The sequence below is a fragment of the Streptomyces coeruleorubidus genome (assembly GCF_028885415.1).
GTDB lineage: Bacteria > Actinomycetota > Actinomycetes > Streptomycetales > Streptomycetaceae > Streptomyces > Streptomyces coeruleorubidus_A.
The window spans coordinates 4,501,271-4,517,996 of record NZ_CP118527.1 but is presented as its reverse complement, the minus strand read 5'-3'; the positions used below and the strand labels follow the sequence as shown (position 1 = coordinate 4,517,996).

General features: G+C 70.6%; 16 protein-coding genes and 1 tRNA gene. 10 read left to right on the top strand and 7 right to left on the bottom strand.

Going from position 1 to position 16,726, the window contains the following annotated elements:
* Window positions 1-26: 26 nt before the first annotated feature.
* On the bottom strand, window positions 27-707 hold the full coding sequence (locus PV963_RS20940; protein WP_274817283.1) for a DUF461 domain-containing protein: 681 nt from the start codon (window positions 705-707) through the stop codon (window positions 27-29).
* A 582-nt stretch (window positions 708-1,289) separates the two neighbouring features.
* Between PV963_RS20940 and PV963_RS20935 the strand changes: the two genes are divergently transcribed.
* The 6 genes from PV963_RS20935 (at window position 1,290) to PV963_RS20910 (ending at window position 7,662) form a co-directional block, all read left to right on the top strand.
* Window positions 1,290-1,772 (top strand): CarD family transcriptional regulator, encoded by a 483-nt coding sequence (locus tag PV963_RS20935; protein WP_003953493.1) that lies wholly within the window; start codon window positions 1,290-1,292, stop codon window positions 1,770-1,772.
* Window positions 1,773-2,046: 274 nt separating this feature from the next.
* Window positions 2,047-2,811: a 2-C-methyl-D-erythritol 4-phosphate cytidylyltransferase gene (gene ispD, locus PV963_RS20930; RefSeq protein WP_274817281.1), complete on the top strand. Its 765-nt coding sequence runs from the start codon at window positions 2,047-2,049 to the stop codon at window positions 2,809-2,811.
* The gene (ispF, locus tag PV963_RS20925) at window positions 2,801-3,304 is read left to right on the top strand and encodes a 2-C-methyl-D-erythritol 2,4-cyclodiphosphate synthase (protein ID WP_274817280.1); all 504 of its coding nucleotides are present in this window, start codon (window positions 2,801-2,803) and stop codon (window positions 3,302-3,304) included. Before ispD ends, ispF begins: the two co-directional genes overlap by 11 nt.
* A gap of 44 nt (window positions 3,305-3,348) precedes the next feature.
* Complete coding sequence (gene cysS, locus PV963_RS20920) at window positions 3,349-4,746, top strand: cysteine--tRNA ligase (protein ID WP_274817279.1); 1,398 nt, start codon at window positions 3,349-3,351, stop codon at window positions 4,744-4,746.
* A 127-nt stretch (window positions 4,747-4,873) separates the two neighbouring features.
* Entirely contained in the window at window positions 4,874-5,809 is a 936-nt protein-coding gene (gene rlmB, locus PV963_RS20915; protein WP_274817277.1) for a 23S rRNA (guanosine(2251)-2'-O)-methyltransferase RlmB, read from the top strand.
* Window positions 5,810-5,937: 128 nt separating this feature from the next.
* Entirely contained in the window at window positions 5,938-7,662 is a 1,725-nt protein-coding gene (locus tag PV963_RS20910; RefSeq protein ID WP_274817276.1) for a DoxX family protein, read from the top strand.
* 103 nt (window positions 7,663-7,765) lie between these two features.
* On the opposite strand, the gene PV963_RS20905 is transcribed toward PV963_RS20910, so the two are convergent.
* The 4 genes from PV963_RS20905 to PV963_RS20890 form a co-directional block, all read right to left on the bottom strand.
* Window positions 7,766-8,497, bottom strand: a complete 732-nt coding sequence (locus PV963_RS20905) for a nucleotidyltransferase family protein (RefSeq protein WP_086602992.1) — start codon at window positions 8,495-8,497, stop codon at window positions 7,766-7,768.
* A 108-nt stretch (window positions 8,498-8,605) separates the two neighbouring features.
* Window positions 8,606-9,061, bottom strand: coding sequence for a hypothetical protein (locus tag PV963_RS20900; protein ID WP_274817275.1), 456 nt, complete (start codon window positions 9,059-9,061; stop codon window positions 8,606-8,608).
* Between the two features lie 218 nt (window positions 9,062-9,279).
* A complete protein-coding gene (locus PV963_RS20895; RefSeq protein ID WP_274817274.1) occupies window positions 9,280-10,368 on the bottom strand; it encodes an ABC transporter ATP-binding protein in 1,089 nt (362 codons plus the stop codon).
* A 185-nt stretch (window positions 10,369-10,553) separates the two neighbouring features.
* Complete coding sequence (locus PV963_RS20890) at window positions 10,554-11,522, bottom strand: helix-turn-helix transcriptional regulator (protein ID WP_274817273.1); 969 nt, start codon at window positions 11,520-11,522, stop codon at window positions 10,554-10,556.
* Between the two features lie 117 nt (window positions 11,523-11,639).
* Here PV963_RS20890 and PV963_RS20885 point away from each other — a divergent pair, with 117 nt between their 5' ends.
* Both PV963_RS20885 and PV963_RS20880 read left to right on the top strand, forming a co-directional pair.
* Window positions 11,640-12,056, top strand: a complete 417-nt coding sequence (locus PV963_RS20885) for a DUF3224 domain-containing protein (RefSeq protein ID WP_274817272.1) — start codon at window positions 11,640-11,642, stop codon at window positions 12,054-12,056.
* 86 nt (window positions 12,057-12,142) lie between these two features.
* Window positions 12,143-12,219: transfer RNA gene (locus tag PV963_RS20880), tRNA-Thr, on the top strand.
* Window positions 12,220-12,343: 124 nt separating this feature from the next.
* Here PV963_RS20880 and PV963_RS20875 read toward each other — a convergent pair.
* Both PV963_RS20875 and PV963_RS20870 read right to left on the bottom strand, forming a co-directional pair.
* Window positions 12,344-13,948 carry a tyrosine-type recombinase/integrase gene (locus PV963_RS20875; RefSeq protein ID WP_274817271.1) on the bottom strand — a complete coding sequence of 535 codons (1,605 nt, stop codon included), beginning with the start codon at window positions 13,946-13,948 and terminating at the stop codon, window positions 12,344-12,346.
* Window positions 13,945-14,625, bottom strand: a complete 681-nt coding sequence (locus PV963_RS20870) for a helix-turn-helix domain-containing protein (RefSeq protein WP_274817269.1) — start codon at window positions 14,623-14,625, stop codon at window positions 13,945-13,947. Before PV963_RS20870 ends, PV963_RS20875 begins: the two co-directional genes overlap by 4 nt.
* A 96-nt stretch (window positions 14,626-14,721) precedes the next feature.
* On the opposite strand from PV963_RS20870, the gene PV963_RS20865 reads away from it, so the two are divergent.
* A complete protein-coding gene (locus tag PV963_RS20865) occupies window positions 14,722-14,961 on the top strand; it encodes a hypothetical protein (RefSeq protein ID WP_274817268.1) in 240 nt (79 codons plus the stop codon).
* 386 nt (window positions 14,962-15,347) lie between these two features.
* Window positions 15,348-16,514, top strand: a complete 1,167-nt coding sequence (locus PV963_RS20860; RefSeq protein ID WP_425541027.1) for a DUF3631 domain-containing protein — start codon at window positions 15,348-15,350, stop codon at window positions 16,512-16,514.
* Window positions 16,515-16,726 lie beyond the last annotated feature (212 nt).

The following is a 16,726-nucleotide window of genomic DNA, read 5'->3' as shown; positions in this document are numbered from 1 at the left end:
CTTTCGTACGACTGCCTGGCGCAGGCTCAGTGCCCGGCGCCCGCGCCCGTCGACGCGCTCGCGGACGCCGCGTCGGTCGGCGTGTCCGGCGACTCGTGGCCGCCCGGGGTCTCGCCGGCGGCGGGGCTCTCCGTCCCGGCCGGCGTCCCGGAGGGAGAGCCCGAGGGGGAGCCCGAGCCGCCCGGCGCGGCCGGGACCTCGGTCGGGCCCCACTCGGTGAAGTGGTGCTCGGCGGGGACGACGAACGCGCGCAGGCTCACGTCACCGGTCTTGCTGAAGGTGAAGGTGACCTCCTGGGCGTTGCCGTCCTGGGCGGCCTCGCGGCCGCTCGGCAGCATGGCCGTGGCGTTGTCCTTGCCGCCCAGGACCAGGCTGCCGCCGGCCGGGATGCTCAGGCTGCCGCCCTTGGCGGGCTTGAGCTCGGCCTTCTCGCCGGTGCCGGGGAGGGTGATGGACTCCAGCGTCTCGGCGGTGCTGCCGGAGTTGAAGAAGGTGGCGGAGATCGCGGCCGGGCCGGTCGACTCGAGGTCGGGCTGCGTGATCACGATCGCGTTCTGGACCTTGATGTTGCCGACGCTCGTGGCCGCGTGGTCCGGCTGGATCTCGAGGGTCTGCGCGTTGTTGCCGGCACCGCACGCGGCGAGCGAGGCGACGGAGAACGCGATGGCGGCAGCGGCGAGGGCGCCGCGTCGAAGGCTGCTGCTCACGGCGGCGGCAACTCCTTGACTCGAGAGCGGAGCGGCCGATAAAGCCGCCCTAAGTGTCTGTCAGCGGCCTCAGGTTACCGAGCCGTTCCGGCACGGCCGCACCCGACCCCCCGGCACCTGTGATCCCACCTGGGCCACAGTGACTCCTGGGTCACATTGGCGGGGTGCTCGTCCGGCATTCACATAAGAGCCTCGGACAGCAGCGCAAATTTTCCGTGAAGGAATGTGCGGACCACCTCGGAATTGATCACCGACGGCTCGCCCGGACGCCTCGTGATCAATTCCGGATTCGACCGGAACCCGGCTCGGGCCGCCGAACGGAGTAGCGGAAGTCGATCATACGGAACCGGACATATGGGGATGTTCGGCCGCTCGGAGGAGGCTCCGGATGTGTGTAACGTACGCGTTTCGCTCGGCCCGGAGAGCCGCTCCGACCTGCGAATACCTTCTTCCACTCCCTGTCCGAAGCACGTTCCTGTTGGACTTGTCAAGCCCCGAGATGTGCCCTGACCTGCGAAAACGCCATTCAGAACCCGCAGTTTCCGTGTTACTCTGGATAGCCACGGAAGGGGTACCTGTCACATGACGTTCAAGGTTGGCGACACCGTGGTCTATCCCCATCACGGGGCCGCGCTGATCGAGGCTATCGAAACTCGCCAGATCAAAGGCGTGGACAAGACCTACTTGGTGCTGAAGGTCGCCCAGGGTGACCTGACAGTGCGTGTGCCAGCGGACAATGCGGAGTTCGTCGGCGTGCGTGATGTGGTCGGTCAGGACGGGCTGGACCGAGTCTTCGAGGTGCTGCGCGCGCCGTACGCCGAGGAGCCCACGAACTGGTCCCGTCGTTACAAGGCAAACCTGGAGAAGCTCGCCTCGGGCGATGTCATCAAGGTCGCGGAAGTGGTGCGTGACCTGTGGCGTCGTGAGCGCGAGCGTGGACTCTCCGCTGGTGAGAAGCGCATGCTCGCCAAGGCCCGCCAGATTCTGGTGAGCGAACTCGCTCTCGCGGAGAACACCAACGAGGACAAGGCCGAGGCCCTGCTCGACGAGGTTCTCGCCTCCTGAGGCGAAGCCTGTCGCTCAGCACTCAGCAACATCGAAATGCCGCGGTGCCCGATGACGATTCTTCTGTCGCCGGGCGCTGCGGCATGTTCGTACTCGGACGCCGAATGCGCCGTCACCGCCGGATGTGTTATCACTCACGATCCGGTGCTTGGCGTGCCGGGCCCGGGCAGCCGGCTCGACCAGCGTCACGGAAGGGTCCGGTCGAGCGCGTCGCGCCCGGCACTCCTCCAGGCCATACCCACGCCAGGGCAACACACAAACCTGACAGGAACCGATGTCTGACGATTCGCGCCCCTCGCCGTCGGCCGCCTCTTCGGCAGCCCGTACGGCGGCCGTGATCCCGGCCGCCGGCCGTGGTGTACGGCTCGGCCCGGGCGCCCCCAAGGCGCTCCGCGCGCTGGGCGGCACCCCCATGCTCATCCACGCGGTCCGCGCGATGGCCGCCTCCCGCGCCGTCTCACTGGTCGTCGTCGTGGCCCCGCCCGACGGCGCCGCCGAGGTCAAGTCGCTGCTCGACGCGCACGCGCTGCCCGAGCGGACCGACTTCCTCGTCGTACGGGGCGGGCAGACCCGCCAGGAGTCCGTGAAGCTCGGCCTGGACGCGCTGCCGCCCGGCCACGACATCGTGCTCGTGCACGACGCGGCCCGGCCGCTGGTGCCGGTGGACACGGTCGACGCCGTGATCGAGGCCGTACGCGAGGGCGCCCCGGCCGTGGTTCCGGCGCTGCCGCTCGCCGACACCGTCAAGCAGGTCGAGCCCGCCCGGGCGCCCGGCGAGCCGGAGCCGGTCGTCGCGACGCCGGAGCGCGCGCGGCTGCGGGCGGTCCAGACGCCGCAGGGGTTCGACCGGGCGACGCTGGTACGGGCGCACGAGGCGGTGTCCGGAGACGTCACCGACGACGCCGGCATGGTCGAGCAGCTCGGCATCACGGTCGTGGCGGTGCCCGGCCACGAGGAGGCGTTCAAGGTCACCCGGCCCCTGGACCTGGTGCTCGCGGAGGCGGTCCTGGCCCGCAGGAGGCTCAACGATGGCTTCTGACCCGATGCCCGAGGTGCCCCTGCCCCGGGTCGGCATCGGCACCGACATCCACGCCTTCGAGGAGGGCCGCGAGCTGTGGTGCGCCGGCCTGAAGTGGGAGGGCGAGGGCCCGGGCCTCGCGGGCCACTCCGACGCGGACGTCGTCGCGCACGCCGCGTGCAACGCGCTGTTCTCGGCGGCGGGCCTCGGCGACCTCGGCCGGCACTTCGGTACGGGCCGCCCCGAGTGGTCCGGCGCGTCCGGCGTCACGCTGCTGACGGAGGCGGCCCGGATCGTGCGCGAGGCGGGCTTCCGCATCGGCAACATCTCCGTACAGGTCGTGGGCCCGAGGCCGAAGATCGGCAAACGGCGGGACGAGGCGGAAAAGCTCCTGTCGGAGGCGGCGGGAGCACCGGTGTCGGTGTCGGGCGCGACGACGGACGGACTGGGCTTCCCGGGACGCGAGGAGGGCCTGATGGCGGTGGCCACGGCGTTGGTCGTGCGAGTCGGGTGAAAGGCGCTGCCCCACGCACCCTCACGGCCTACTACCCTGGTCCCGTGACTATTCGCCTGTACGACACCAGCGCCCGGCAGATCCGTGACTTCGCCCCGCTCAAGCCGGGTTGCGTCTCGATCTACCTGTGCGGTGCCACCGTGCAGGCCGCACCGCACATCGGGCACATCCGGTCGGGTCTGAACTTCGACATCCTGCGCCGCTGGTTCGCCTACCGCGGCTACGACGTCACGTTCGTGCGGAACGTCACGGACATCGACGACAAGATCATCACCAAGTCGGCCGAGCAGAACCGGCCCTGGTGGGCCATCGGCTACGACAACGAGCGCGCGTTCAACGACGGCTACCACGCCCTCGGCTGCCTGCCGCCGACCTACGAGCCGCGCGCCACGGGACACGTGACCGAGATGGTCGAGATGATGCGCGGCCTCATCGAGCGCGGGCACGCCTACGAGGCCGACGGCAGCGTCTACTTCGACGTCCGGTCCTGGCCCTCCTACCTGGAGCTGTCCCGGCAGGACCTCGACGAGATGCGGCAGCCCGCCGAGGAGGGCATCACCGGCAAGCGCGACCCGCGCGACTTCGCCATGTGGAAGGCGGCCAAGCCCGGCGAGCCGGACTGGGAGACGCCGTGGGGCCGCGGCCGCCCGGGCTGGCACCTGGAGTGCTCGGCGATGGCGCACAAGTACCTCGGCACCGCCTTCGACATCCACGGCGGCGGCCTCGACCTGGTCTTCCCGCACCACGAGAACGAGATCGCCCAGGCCAAGGCCTACGGTGACGACTTCGCCCAGTACTGGGTGCACAACGCCTGGGTCACCATGAGCGGCGAGAAGATGTCCAAGTCGCTCGGCAACTCGGTCCTGGTCGGCGAGATGGTCAAGCGCTGGCGGCCCATCGTGCTGCGCTACTACCTCGGCACCCCGCACTACCGCTCGACGATCGAGTACAGCGAGGAGGCGCTGCGCGAGGCCGAGTCGGCGTTCGCGCGGATCGAGGGCTTCGTACAGCGCGTGGTGGAGAAGGCCGGTGTCGTCGAGCCCGCCCCCGAGGTGCCGCTGGCCTTCGCCGAGGCGATGGACGACGACCTGGGCGTGCCGCAGGCGCTCGCCGTGGTGCACACCACGGTCCGGCAGGGCAACAGCGCGCTGGCCGCCGACGACAAGGAAGCCGCGGTGGCCCGGCTCGCCGAGGTCCGCGCCATGCTGGGCGTCCTCGGTCTCGACCCGCTCGACGCCCACTGGGCCGGGGAGAGCGACCGCGGCGCCGATCTGCACGGCGTGGTCGACACGCTCGTCCGCATGGTCCTCGACCAGCGCGAGGCCGCCCGGGCCCGCAAGGACTGGACCACCGCGGACGCCATCCGCGACCAGCTGAGCCAGTCCGGTCTGGTCATCGAGGACAGTCCGCAAGGGCCGCGCTGGAGCCTCGGACCGCGCTGAGAGCAGCGCCGGGACGAGATCCGCAGCTGATCGATTGTGCCGCCCGGGCCTCCGGGCGGCACACTGTATAGACGTAACAGGCGTACACAGACGTACGTACGAACCACTTCACGGAGACGGGTAGCTCATGGCCGCGAACAACCGCCGCATGTCCGGCAAGAAGGGCGCGCAGGTCGGCAGTGGCGGCAAGCGACGCCGGAGCCTGGAAGGCAAGGGGCCGACGCCCCCCGCCGAGATGCGCAAGGGCCACGCCAAGCAGCGCGCGGCCCAGGCCAAGTCGCGCCGCGCCCAGGGCCGCACCAAGGGCCCGCGAGGCAGGGGCACCTCCGAGCTCGTCGTCGGGCGCAACCCCGTCGTCGAGGCGCTGCGCGAGGGCGTGCCGGCGTCCACGCTGTACGTGCAGCAGTTCATCGACAGCGACGAGCGGGTGCGCGAGGCGCTGCAACTGGCCTCCGAGCGCGGCGGCATCAACCTCATGGAGGCGCCGCGCCCCGAGCTCGACCGGATGACGAACGGGCTGAACCACCAGGGGCTCGTGCTCCAGGTCCCGCCGTACACGTACGCCCACCCGCAGGACCTCGCCGACGCCGCCCTCGACGACGGTGAGGACCCGCTGATCGTCGCGCTCGACGGTGTCACCGACCCGCGCAACCTCGGCGCGGTCGTCCGCTCCGTCTCCGCCTTCGGCGGGCACGGCGTCGTCGTGCCCGAGCGGCGGGCCGCCGGGATGACGGCGGGTGCCTGGAAGACGTCCGCCGGCGCGGCCGCCCGTACGCCCGTCGCCCGCGCCACCAACCTGACGCGCGCCCTCGAGGCGTACAAGAAGGCCGGCATCGTGGTCGTCGGTCTGGCCGCCGACGGCGAGGTCGAACTCGGTGAGCTGGAGGCCCTGGGCGGGCCCGTCGCCATCGTCGTCGGCAGCGAGGGCAAGGGGCTGTCCCGGCTGGTCGGGGAGACCTGCGACTTCCGGGTGCGGATCCCGATGCCGGGCGGCACCGAGTCGCTCAACGCCGGTGTGGCGGCGGGCATCGTGCTGTACGAGGCGGTCCGCCGGCGCAGCTGAACAGGCGTCCGCCACCTCACCCGTGCGGGTTAATTCCGGGAACATCGGGGCGACGAGGACAAGCTTGACGAGGTCCGGACAGATCCGGCGAGTCAAAGCAGTGTCCTATCCCGACGTCACTCGGTTAGATGAGTGTGGACACCAGAACACCCCGCACACCCACGGGGGACCGTTCGTCGGGACTCGACGACGCTCCCGCGCTGAGCATGGTGAAGGTGCCGAGCGACCCGGCGCAGGTCATCGTCAATCACGCGAGTTTCCGCGTGGAGTTGGGCGTCTCGGCGCGTCGCGCCCAGTCCCCACGGGTCGCACGGCACCTGACCGCCGCCGAGGACACCGCCCGCATCCCCGTCGTCACCGCCGGGGGCGCGGCGGACGGGGCCGCCACCCGCCGCCGGCCCGTCGTCTGGAGCGGCAAGTCCGCGCCCGACGACACCGGCGCCCACCGGCTCCTCCAAGCCGTCCGGCACGAGAGCGTCCGCCACCGCGACGAGCCCGCCACCGACACCGGGGCCACCCAGGTCATCTCCCGCGTGGGCACCGACCCGCAGGCCCCGGGCTACGGCGCCGGATACCAGGACGGCGGCTACGGCGGCACGGGCTACGAGGGCGGCGGCTACCAGGACGACCTCACCCAGACGGTCGAGACCCCCGTCGTGGGCCCGCAGCGCACGCACGAGCCCACCGACGGCACCCGACTGCTGCCGCCCGTGCGCACGGTCGGCAGCGTCTACGACGAACCCGCCTACGAAGAAGGGGAGTTCGAGGACCTCCCCGCCGAGGTGGACGACACCGAGCGGCCCGTCAAGCGCCACAGCGACGACCCGGCACGGCACGCCTACTACCCGGGCCGCCGGATGAACCTCGGCGTCGTCCTGCTCCCGCTGCGCGTCTTCCTCGGCTCCATCTCCATCTACGCCGGCATGGGCAAGCTGTGCGACCCCGTCTACTTCGACGGCGGCACGCGCGGCTCCATGGTCAAGTGGCTGAACACCCTGCACCCCTGGGAAGTCGCCGAGCCGCTGCGCCAGTTCGCCCTCCAGCACCCGGTCGGCTCCGGACTGGTCATCGCCTTCGCGCAGGTCATCGTCGGCGTCCTGACGGTCCTCGGCTGCTGGCAGCGCGTCGCCGCCTTCTTCGGCGCCCTGCTCTCGGCCGCGCTGCTGGTCACCGTCAGCTGGAAGAGCGTCCCCGCCTACCAGACCCCCGACATCATCTACCTCGCCGCCTGGTCACCGCTGATCATCGCCGGCGCCCCCGTCTACTCCGTCGACGGCCGCCTGGCCGGCAGTGCCTGGCGCCGCCTCGGACCCCGCGCCGACATCTGGGACCTGCGCCACTACGTGCTGCGCCGCGGCGCCCTCGTCACCGCCGTCGCCGTCGGCCTCACGCTGCTCGTCGGCTCGCTGCTCGGCGGCGCCGTCCGCGACGCCGACCGGGTCGTCGTCCCCGGCCCCGGCGAGGCCCCGCGCAACGAACTGCCCGGCTCCCCGCTCCCGGGCGAACCAGGCAAGTGGCAGGACAGGCGGACCCCGTCGGCCTCCACCTCGCCCACCCAGGGCGCCACGGCCGGCTCGGCCAGCCCCAGCGCGGGCACCACGACCAGGCCGGGCGCCACCCGGGACGCCGGCACCGTCACCGGCGGTTCGCCCAGCCAGACCCAGGGCAGCGCGGGCCAGGCCCCGCCCCAGCAGTCCTCCCCGGCCGGCCAGGCCCCGAGCACCAGCTCCGGCCCGACCTCCGGCGGCGCATCCGGAGGCACGGCGACCGGAGGCACGGCGACCGGCGGCTCGGGCGACGGCGGCTCCTCGTCCACGGGCCGGCCGGGCCTGGTGGGCGGCCTGCTGGGCTAGCCGGCAGAGCCAGGCAGCAGAAGGGCCCCGCACCTCGAAGGTGCGGGGCCCTTCTGCTGCTGAGGGGGGCAGCGGACTCAAGGGGCGTGGGGCTGTACGGCTCTCAGCGCCCCAGAGCCGCCAGTTCCTTCGCGGCCTCCGTCAGATCCTTCGCCGTATCGATCGCACGCCAATACGACCCCTGAGGGATCGTGAACCCGGCCAGCTTCCGCTCGCGGGCCAGCCGGGGAAACGTGGTGCGCTCGTGGTCCCCCCGGTCCGGCAGCAGCCCCGCGAACTCGGGGGAGAAGACATACACACCCGCGTTGATCTCGAAGGTCGACGGCGGGGCCTCGATGAAGTCCGTGATGCGGCCAAAGCCGTCCGTCTTCACCGCGCCCCACGGCAGGCGCGGCCGGGCCAGGGCCAGCGTCGCGACGGCGTCCCGCTCGGTGTGGAAGTCCGCCATGTCACGCAGCGAGAACCGGGTCCAGATGTCGCCGTTCGTGGCGTACCAGGGCTGGTCCGGGTGGGGCAGATGCGCGGCGGCGTACTTGAGGCCGCCGCCGCGGCCGAGGGGCTCGGACTCGACGACGGTGGTGACGGAGACGGGCAGATCAGCTGTCTCCAGCCACTTCTGGAGCACCTCGGCGAGGTGGCCGCAGGAGACCACCACGTCCGTCACGCCCTCCTCGGCGAGCCAGGACAGCTGATGGCCGATGATCGGCGTCCCCGTCCCGGGGATCTCGACCATCGGCTTGGGCCGGTCGTCGGTGTACGGACGCAGCCGGGAGCCCTGGCCACCGGCCAGAACGACGGCTTGAACGGGGCGGGACGCGGCGCTCGGATCGCTCATGAGACCGAACTGTACGTGGCGTCCCGCCCGGTACCGCGGTGGAGGAATGTGCTCGCGTCAGTCGTTGCCGGTTTCCCACCCCTCTCGTCCGGCGGCCGGGCGGTGCGCTCAGCTGTGCGCGGCCGCGACACCCGTGGCGAAGGCGGTGTCGCAGACCGGGCGGGCGTAGGACTGGGCGCGCGTCGGGCCGTAGACCCGGACGGCGGCCTGGCCGAGGGCGCGGGCGATGGAAGCGCAGTGCTTCGCCAGCGACGGACGGCCGTTGACGGCCTGCTGGAGGTGGGTGAGGGCGACGCCCGGGTTCTCCTCCTGGAGCTCGGTGAGCAGCTTGTCGCGCAGGACGTCCTGCGGGGCGCGCTTGGCGGCCCGCGCGGTGCCGGCGAACGTGCTGGTGTCCGCGGCGGTGAGCACCGGGTCGGAGGGGCTTCCCGACCAGTTGACTCGGGTGACCGCGAGTGTCCCGGAGAGCACCAGGACGACGGGCAGGACGAAAGCGAGAGTGCGGCCGATCCGGCGGGCGGGGCCCCGGCCGCGTCGCATCTGTTGGTTAGTGGAGTGCTTCACGCGTGTGAGGGTAGCGCGGGGTAATGGTTTGTAGACATTTAGTCACCGGTTCGGGGGATGAGAGAGTGCCCATTTCTGGGTACGGCGTTGACGCACGCGACTCGAAACGTCCGGTCTGCCGGGGTATTTGTCGACAACGAGAAGGGCCCCGCAGCACGCTGCGGGGCCCTCTTTGTCAACTTGGGTGAATCACCCGGGGTTGTGCGTTCGCCGATGGGTCAGTCGGACAGGCGCTCGCCCGTGGAGGTCGAGAACACGTGGGTCTCGCCGGAGCGCGGGACGATGTGCAGCGTGCTGCCCTTCTCCGGGACGTCACGGCCGCTGACGCGGACCACGAGGTCCTTGGAGTCGTCGCCGACCTTCGCCGTGCCGTAGACGTAGGCGTCGGCGCCGAGCTCCTCGACGACGTTGACGGTGACCGCGAGGCCCAGCTCGGCATCCGGGCCGGCCACGTCGAAGTGCTCGGGGCGGACACCGACGGTGACGGTCTTGTCGGTGGTGGCGGCGAGCGCGTCGCGCTGCACCGGCACCACCGACTTGCCGAACTTCACGCCGCCGTCGGTCACCGGGACCTCGACGAGGTTCATCGCCGGGGAGCCGATGAAGCCGGCCACGAAGAGGTTGGCGGGCTTGTCGTACATGCTGCGCGGGGTGTCGATCTGCTGGAGCAGACCGTCCTTGAGGACCGCCACGCGGTCGCCCATCGTCATGGCCTCGACCTGGTCGTGGGTGACGTAGACGGTGGTGATGCCCAGGCGGCGCTGGAGCGAGGCGATCTGCGTACGCGTGGACACACGGAGCTTGGCGTCCAGGTTGGACAGCGGCTCGTCCATGAGGAACACCTGCGGCTCACGCACGATGGCGCGGCCCATGGCGACACGCTGGCGCTGACCACCGGAGAGCGCCTTCGGCTTGCGGTCCAGGTACTCGGTGAGGTCGAGGATCTTCGCGGCCTCCTCGACTTTCTGCCGGATCTCCGCCTTGTTGACGCCGGCGATCTTGAGCGCGAAGCCCATGTTGTCGGCGACCGTCATGTGCGGGTAGAGCGCGTAGTTCTGGAACACCATGGCGATGTCCCGGTCCTTCGGCGGCAGGTGCGTGACGTCGCGGTCGCCGATGCGGATGGCGCCCGCGTTGACGTCCTCGAGCCCCGCGAGCATGCGGAGCGAGGTGGACTTGCCGCAGCCGGACGGGCCGACGAGGACGAGGAACTCGCCGTCCTCGATGTCGATCTCCAGCGCGTCAACAGCGGGCTTGGTGGAACCCGGGTAGATCCGGGTCGCCTTGTCGAACGAGACAGTGGCCATGATGAGTGAACCCCTTCTACCGGCAGGAACGTGCCGGACGATCCGAGTAGGAAGGCGGTGCCACGACGGGTGATCCGTTGTGGTGTAGTCCACGCGTGTGAACTGGCTCAGGACGGTACCCGGCGTTCACCTGTCTGTCAGTACCTCCGGGCCTGTGAACTTCGCGGAAATTTTCGAAGCGGCGGTCATGCCTGCTCGTACCGGCCCGCAAGCAACGCCACCGCCCGGGCGACGGCCTGCCGCAGCCCGGGCGGCCCGAGCACCTCCGCCTCTGCCCCGAGCCGGAGGAGATCACCGACCGCCACGGCCTCCGCCTCCACGGGCAGCTCCACCTCCACCCAGCCGTCCCCGTCCGGCGCGCCGACGCCCTCCAGGGCCCGTACGCCCGCCGCCCCGAACTGCATCGGCAGCAGCCGCTGCCCGCGCGGCGAGAGCCGCACCCGCGCGACACCCTGCTGCACAGCGGCCTCCATGCGCCGGGACGATTCCTCCCAAGAGGCGGCAAGGTCGAAGTTGGCCGGACGGTCGAAGGTTTCCCCGGTGTCCTCCACGGCCAGCACGCGCGACACCCGGTACGTCCGTACGGCCCCCTGCGCCAGGGCGACCAGGTACCAGATGCCGGCCTTCAGGACGAGCCCCAGCGGCCGCACCTCCCGGTGCACCTCGCCGCGCCACCGCCGGTAGTGCATCCGCAGCACCCGCTGCTCCCACACGGCCGCTGCCACCGCCTCCAGGCACGGCACCGGATCGGCCTCCCGGAACCAGGCGGGCGCATCCAGGTGGAACCGCTCCTGGACCCGCCGTGCCTGCCCGGCCAGTCCCGCGGGCAGGGCGGCCTGCACCTTCAGCTGGGCACTGGCCAGCACCGCCCCCAGCCCCAGGTCTTGCGCGGGGCCGGGCATCCCGGCGAGGAACAGCGACCCGGCCTCGGCGTCGGTCAGGCCGGTCAGCCGCGTCCGGTACCCGTCGACCAGCCGGTAGCCCCCCTCGGGCCCCCGGTCCGCGCACACCGGCACACCCGCCGCGCCCAGCGCCTCGACGTCCCGGTAGACCGTCCGCACCGACACCTCCAGCTCGGCGGCGAGCTCGGGAGCGGTCATGCGTCCGCGGTTCTGGAGCAGCAGGAGCAGGGAGAGGAGCCGGTCGGCGCGCATGGAGGCCATTGTCCGGCGTCCGGCGGCGTACCTGACAGAAGATGTCAGGTACGGGGTTCAGGGTGGTGTCCAGACGCCTTCACGGGCCCGTCCGGCCCCTGATCGAGAGGATCACCCATGCCCGGAACCCGGACCACCACCGGTCACTTCACCTTCGCCGGCTGGCAGGAACGCGTGATCGGCCCGAGCGAGGACACGAACCCACGGCTCGCCCACGCCTCCGTCCGGAACACCTTCAACGGCGGCATCGAGGCGGCCGGGACGATCTGCGAGTACACCATCGTCTACGTCACCGCCAAGACGGGCTCCTTCGCCGGCATGGAGCTGCTCACCGGCCGCCTCGACGGGCGGGAGGGGAGCTTCGCCGTCGAGGAACGGGGGTGGTTCGACGAGGACGGAACCGTGCACTGCGCCTTCGAGGTGGTGGAGGGCTCCGGGAGCGGGGAGCTGTCCGGATTGAAGGGGAAGGGCGGGTTCACCGCGCGGCACGGGGAGGCGGCTGTGGCGTACCGGTTCGAGTACGAGGTGGAGTGAGAGCGGGTGGACCGGAACTTCGTGGCTCGGGGTAACGGGCTCTGTGTACAGTGGTGCCGCCTCGCGTACGGCGTCATAGTGCGCGTGCCTCCTTAGCTCAGCTGGCCAGAGCAACGCACTTGTAATGCGTAGGTCGTCGGTTCGAATCCGACAGGGGGCTCCAAAAAGCCCAGGTCACATAGCCCGTGACCTGGGCTTTTGTGTTGCTCGGGGCATGATGCGTCACACGGCCGGAGTGCCGCGAGATGGCTTGCGTGAGCGATGCGTGAGCGGAGCGGTCCGGTGCCCTACTTCTTGGGCTTCTTCCGCTTGCCCTTCCTCTTGGTCCTGGCCTCGGCTTTCGCCTGGGCCGCCGCCTTCTTGGCGGCCTTACGGGCGGCCTCCTCCGCCTCGGTCTTCCGCTGAAGCGGGACCAGCTTGGCGGTGGCCTCGGCCGCATTCTTGCCGACCTGCGGCAGAACGCTCTGGTAAATGTCCCGCGTGATCCGGGTGTCGCTGTGCCCGAGCGTGTCCGACACGATCTTCACGTCGATGCCGGCGGCGAGCATGAGCGTGGCCGCCCCGTGGCGGAGGTCGTGCAGCCGGATGGGCGGGAGTCCGGAGGCGGCGACTAGGCGCTCGAAGAGGTCGGTCACCTTCCCGGGGTGGAGCCAGGAGCCGTCTTCCTGGGTGAAGACCATGCCGGTCTCGACCCAGGCCGTTGCCCACTCCTCACGGTCCGCGTCCTGCTGTTCGCGGTGCCGCTTCAGGACGTTGACGGTGTCGTCGTCGAGCGCGACCACGCGGAAGCCGCTGTCCGTCTTGGGCTCCGAGGTCTCGACCTCCCACCCGTCCTGGACGAGCTGGGCGGAGACGGTCAGGGAGTGGTCATCGAGGTTGGTCTCCGACCAGGGCTGCGCGCATGCCTCGCCCCGCCGCAGGCCGCGGAAGGCGATCAGGTGCCACATCGCGTACAGCCGGTCCTCCGCGAGGAAGTCGAGGAACGCGCCGGTCTGTTCGGGCGTCCAGACCATGACGGGGGAGGACTTCTCGCCCGTCTGCTCCCACCTGGCGACTCGCGCGTCCGTCCACACCAGGGCCTTCGGCTTGCGAACGGGGTCGAGTTCGACGTGGGCGGCCGGGTTGAAGGTGAGGATCTGCTGGCCGATCGCGTCGTTCAACGCAGACCGCAGCGTGGCCTTGATACGCAGCCGGGTAGCCGGGCCGGTCACACGCCGGAACGGCGGCATGGCATCGATCGCCGTCTTCATCGCCTTGCGGCGGGCGCGGTTGTCTGTGCCCTTCCACGGCACGGTGGCCAGCTCCTCGATCGCGGCGCGACGCTGGGCGTTCTGCTCCAGGATCTCGGCGTTGGCGTCGGCGATGGCGGTGAACATCTCGCTGAGATGGCTCACGCGCAGGCGGTCGAGGCGGTGGTGGCCGATCCGGGGCTTCAGGTGAACCCGGATGTCGGTCTCGTAGCGGTTGAGTCCCGACTTGCGGATGCGCTTGCCGTGGAGCCACCGGTCGAGCCACTCGCTGACGGTCAGGCGGCCGATCAGGTCCTGACCGGACTTCAGGCGCCGCCGGGTTTCCTCGACGTCGGGCAGCGGCGACCTCTGGTCGCCGACTTCCTCCAGCATGGCGGCGATCAGCTCCATGCCCTCGGGGTCGTCGCTGTCGGTGAGGCCGAGAAGCGCGCGGACGTGGTCGAGGTCCGCCTGGGCGGCCTTCAGGGAGTCGTAGCCGGCGCGGCTGAAGGAGCGGCGGGTGCCGTCTTCGCGGGGCGGGAGTTCCTGGCGTATGGAGTACGAGCCGTGCTTGCGGCTGGAGAGCTTGGGGCATTTCTTGCCGAGCGGTTTGCCGGTGTGGGCGTCGCGGCAGTAGCAGCGGCGGTGGGTGGAGCCCTTCAAAGGCGTTCCTCCGGGGTGGTGGTGGGTTCGGGTTCGGGTGGGTCGACGTCACCCAGTGCGGGTGGCAGAGGGGGTGGGGTGGCGCCCTCCTCGCGGAGTTCGCGGCGGAGGTGGCGGAGGCTGTACTTGGCGGAGATGGCGTGGTCGGCGTACTTGGTCCGCTTGCGCTCGGCTTCTTCCTGCTGGGCGCGGCTGGTGGCGGTCTTGGCTGCGAACCGCGCCTGTTCTTCTTCGTCGAGTGCGGCGAGGGCGGTTTGTACGAGGCTGGCGTGGTGCTCGAAGTCGGGGACCAAGCCAGGGTCGTGGCCGGGCACCTCCTCCTCGCCGGTGAAGCGCCGCAGGGCGTCCCAGGTGGGGATGAGGTCCTCGAACGGAAGCTCCTGGGTCTCGTCGACGTAGCCGACCGGGAAGATCAGGCAGACCGGGTACGTCTCCAGGGCTGCCGCCAGGACCATGACGTCCACCAGGGGCAGGTTGGCCCTGCGCCCGGACTCCATGTTGGCGATCACGTTGCGCGGGATGGGATGCCCCAGTTGCTCGCACCGGTCCGCGAGGTCCTGTGCGCTCCATCCCCTCTCCTTCCTTCTGCGCCGGACTTCACCGGCCACGTTGGCCTTGATCCGATCTGCCCACTCCGGGAAGTCGTCCTCATCAGCATCCACACCGCGTTGTGTCATGAAGACACAGTAGCTTGCCCATGATGATTGATACACGCCTGGAGCCGGACGCGATGGGCGCGTTCGCCGAGGGCTGTACCGAAAGGGGCGCACTGTATGCGCGAAGATGCGACAACCGGACAGTCGAAGAGCTCGAAGGGGATGAGCCGGGAAGAGCTGCTCGCCCTTCCGGTGGCCGTTGACCTGGATACCAGCAACCGAGCGCTGGGGCTCGGGCGGAGCAAGGGGTACGAGCTGGCGAAGCGAGGTGAATACCCGTGCAAGGTGCTGCGGCTCGGAAACGCCTACCGGGTCGTGACCGCGGACCTGCTGGATCTGCTCGGACTGGCGGCGTGAAGGCGGGGGAGCGTAGCAGACAGTTCTGCGCTGAGCTGACACAGAAGCGCTGGACTGTCGCCGGGCGTGGACGTACTGTCCGTGTTCCCTCGGGGAACAACGCGAGCGTCCCGTCTCGGGACACAGCGAGCGTTCAGTCTCTGAACGCAGCGAGCCTCCGGCGCGGCAACGCCGGAGGCTCGGGAAACCCCGCCGCCCGCATCCAACGAACGATCCGCGCACACCTGGCCAGCGATGCCCGGTTGCCGCAGAAGAGGAGCCGCCCTGTGCAACCTACGACACCCGAGCCCTATTCCGCTCCCGGCAAAGCCGAGTGGCCTGCCGTCGCCGTGCCCGGCCACCAGGGCCATGTCTCAGGCGACGAGACTCCGGCGGCCGACGACACGGTGCCGGACCGGACCTCGGCGGATCAACCTGCCGAGGAGGCGGTGCCGGACCCTGAGCCGACGTACGGTTCCGATCTGCTGGACGAACTGCGTGCCCAGATAGCCAAGTTCGTGATCCTGCCCTCGCCGGAGGCGCTGGACGCGGTCACGCTGTGGGTCGTGGCGACGCACCTGCAACCTGCGTGGCAGCACGCACCGCGTCTGGCGGTGGTGGGGCCGGCGAAGCGGTGCGGCAAGTCGCGGCTGCTGGACGTGCTGACCGAGACGGTCCACGAGCCGATGCTCACCATCAACACCACCCCGGCGGCGGTCTTCCGCTCCATCACCGACGAGCCGCCCACTCTGCTGGTGGACGAGGCGGACACCATCTTCGGCACGCCGAAGCAGGCGGAGAAGAACGAGGAGATGCGCGGCCTGCTCAACGCGGGCCATCAGCGCAACCGGTACGTCACCCGTGTCGTCGGCAACGACCACACCCCGCACCGGTTCGCCACCTTCGCCATGGCTGCCCTCGCGGGGATCGGCGACCTGCCGGACACGATCATGGACCGGTCTGTGGTGATCCGCATGCGCCGCCGGGCCGAGGGCGAGAGCGTCAAACCCTTCCGATCCCGCCGCGACATCCCAGGACTCCATGAGCTGCGGGACCGTATCGCCGCCTGGGCCAGGCCGCTGCTGGACGAGGCGGCGGATCTGGAGCCGGACATGCCGGTGGAGGACCGGGCTGCCGACACCTGGGAGCCCCTGATCATCGTGGCCGACCTGGCTGCCGGGTCCTGGCCCCGCCTCGCCCGTGAGGCGTGTGCCCGGATGGTGGCGACGGAGGTCGAGGTGGAGGAGGAGCAGCCCGGCGCAGCCCGGATCCTCGCCGACATCCGCAGGGCTTTCGCCGCCCAGCGTGAGGTGGACAGCTTCGCCACGGACGAGCTGCTGTACCACCTGCGCCAGGACGCCGAGGGCCCGTGGGCGGAATGGGGGCGTAACGGGCTGGACGCTCGCGAACTGGCGCGCATGCTGCGCAAGTTCGATATCAAGCCGGGCAACGTCCGTCTCGCCGACGGTACCCAGCGCAAGGGCTACATGCGCAACAAGTTCCTCGACGCGTGGCGGCGCTACTGCCCCACCGTTCACTCGGTGAACGCCGAGCCAGCCCCCTCCTCGGGCTGAGCCCCGCCTCCCGCGGTGACCGTCCCTGCCGTCCCTGCCGTGATCCCGCAGGTCAAACGGCATGCGGACGGGACGGATACCGAGGGCAAGACGGCAGCGCGATCATGACGACCGCGCTGCCACCAACCGGAAGCTGCCCGGATCCGTCTTGTGCCGTCCCGGGCGTCCTCGCCGTATCGCCGCAGGTCACCGCGCATGTGACCGGGACGGCA

Coding starts and splice junctions, on each gene's coding strand:
- PV963_RS20935 (WP_003953493.1), top strand. CDS start 1,290: ATGACGTTCAAGGTTGGCGACACCGTGGTCTATCCCCATCACGGGGCC.
- ispD (WP_274817281.1), top strand. CDS start 2,047: ATGTCTGACGATTCGCGCCCCTCGCCGTCGGCCGCCTCTTCGGCAGCC.
- ispF (WP_274817280.1), top strand. CDS start 2,801: ATGGCTTCTGACCCGATGCCCGAGGTGCCCCTGCCCCGGGTCGGCATC.
- rlmB (WP_274817277.1), top strand. CDS start 4,874: ATGGCCGCGAACAACCGCCGCATGTCCGGCAAGAAGGGCGCGCAGGTC.
- PV963_RS20910 (WP_274817276.1), top strand. CDS start 5,938: ATGAGTGTGGACACCAGAACACCCCGCACACCCACGGGGGACCGTTCG.
- PV963_RS20905 (WP_086602992.1), bottom strand. CDS start 8,497: ATGAGCGATCCGAGCGCCGCGTCCCGCCCCGTTCAAGCCGTCGTTCTG.
- PV963_RS20895 (WP_274817274.1), bottom strand. CDS start 10,368: ATGGCCACTGTCTCGTTCGACAAGGCGACCCGGATCTACCCGGGTTCC.
- PV963_RS20890 (WP_274817273.1), bottom strand. CDS start 11,522: ATGCGCGCCGACCGGCTCCTCTCCCTGCTCCTGCTGCTCCAGAACCGC.
- PV963_RS20885 (WP_274817272.1), top strand. CDS start 11,640: ATGCCCGGAACCCGGACCACCACCGGTCACTTCACCTTCGCCGGCTGG.
- PV963_RS20870 (WP_274817269.1), bottom strand. CDS start 14,625: ATGACACAACGCGGTGTGGATGCTGATGAGGACGACTTCCCGGAGTGG.
- PV963_RS20865 (WP_274817268.1), top strand. CDS start 14,722: ATGCGCGAAGATGCGACAACCGGACAGTCGAAGAGCTCGAAGGGGATG.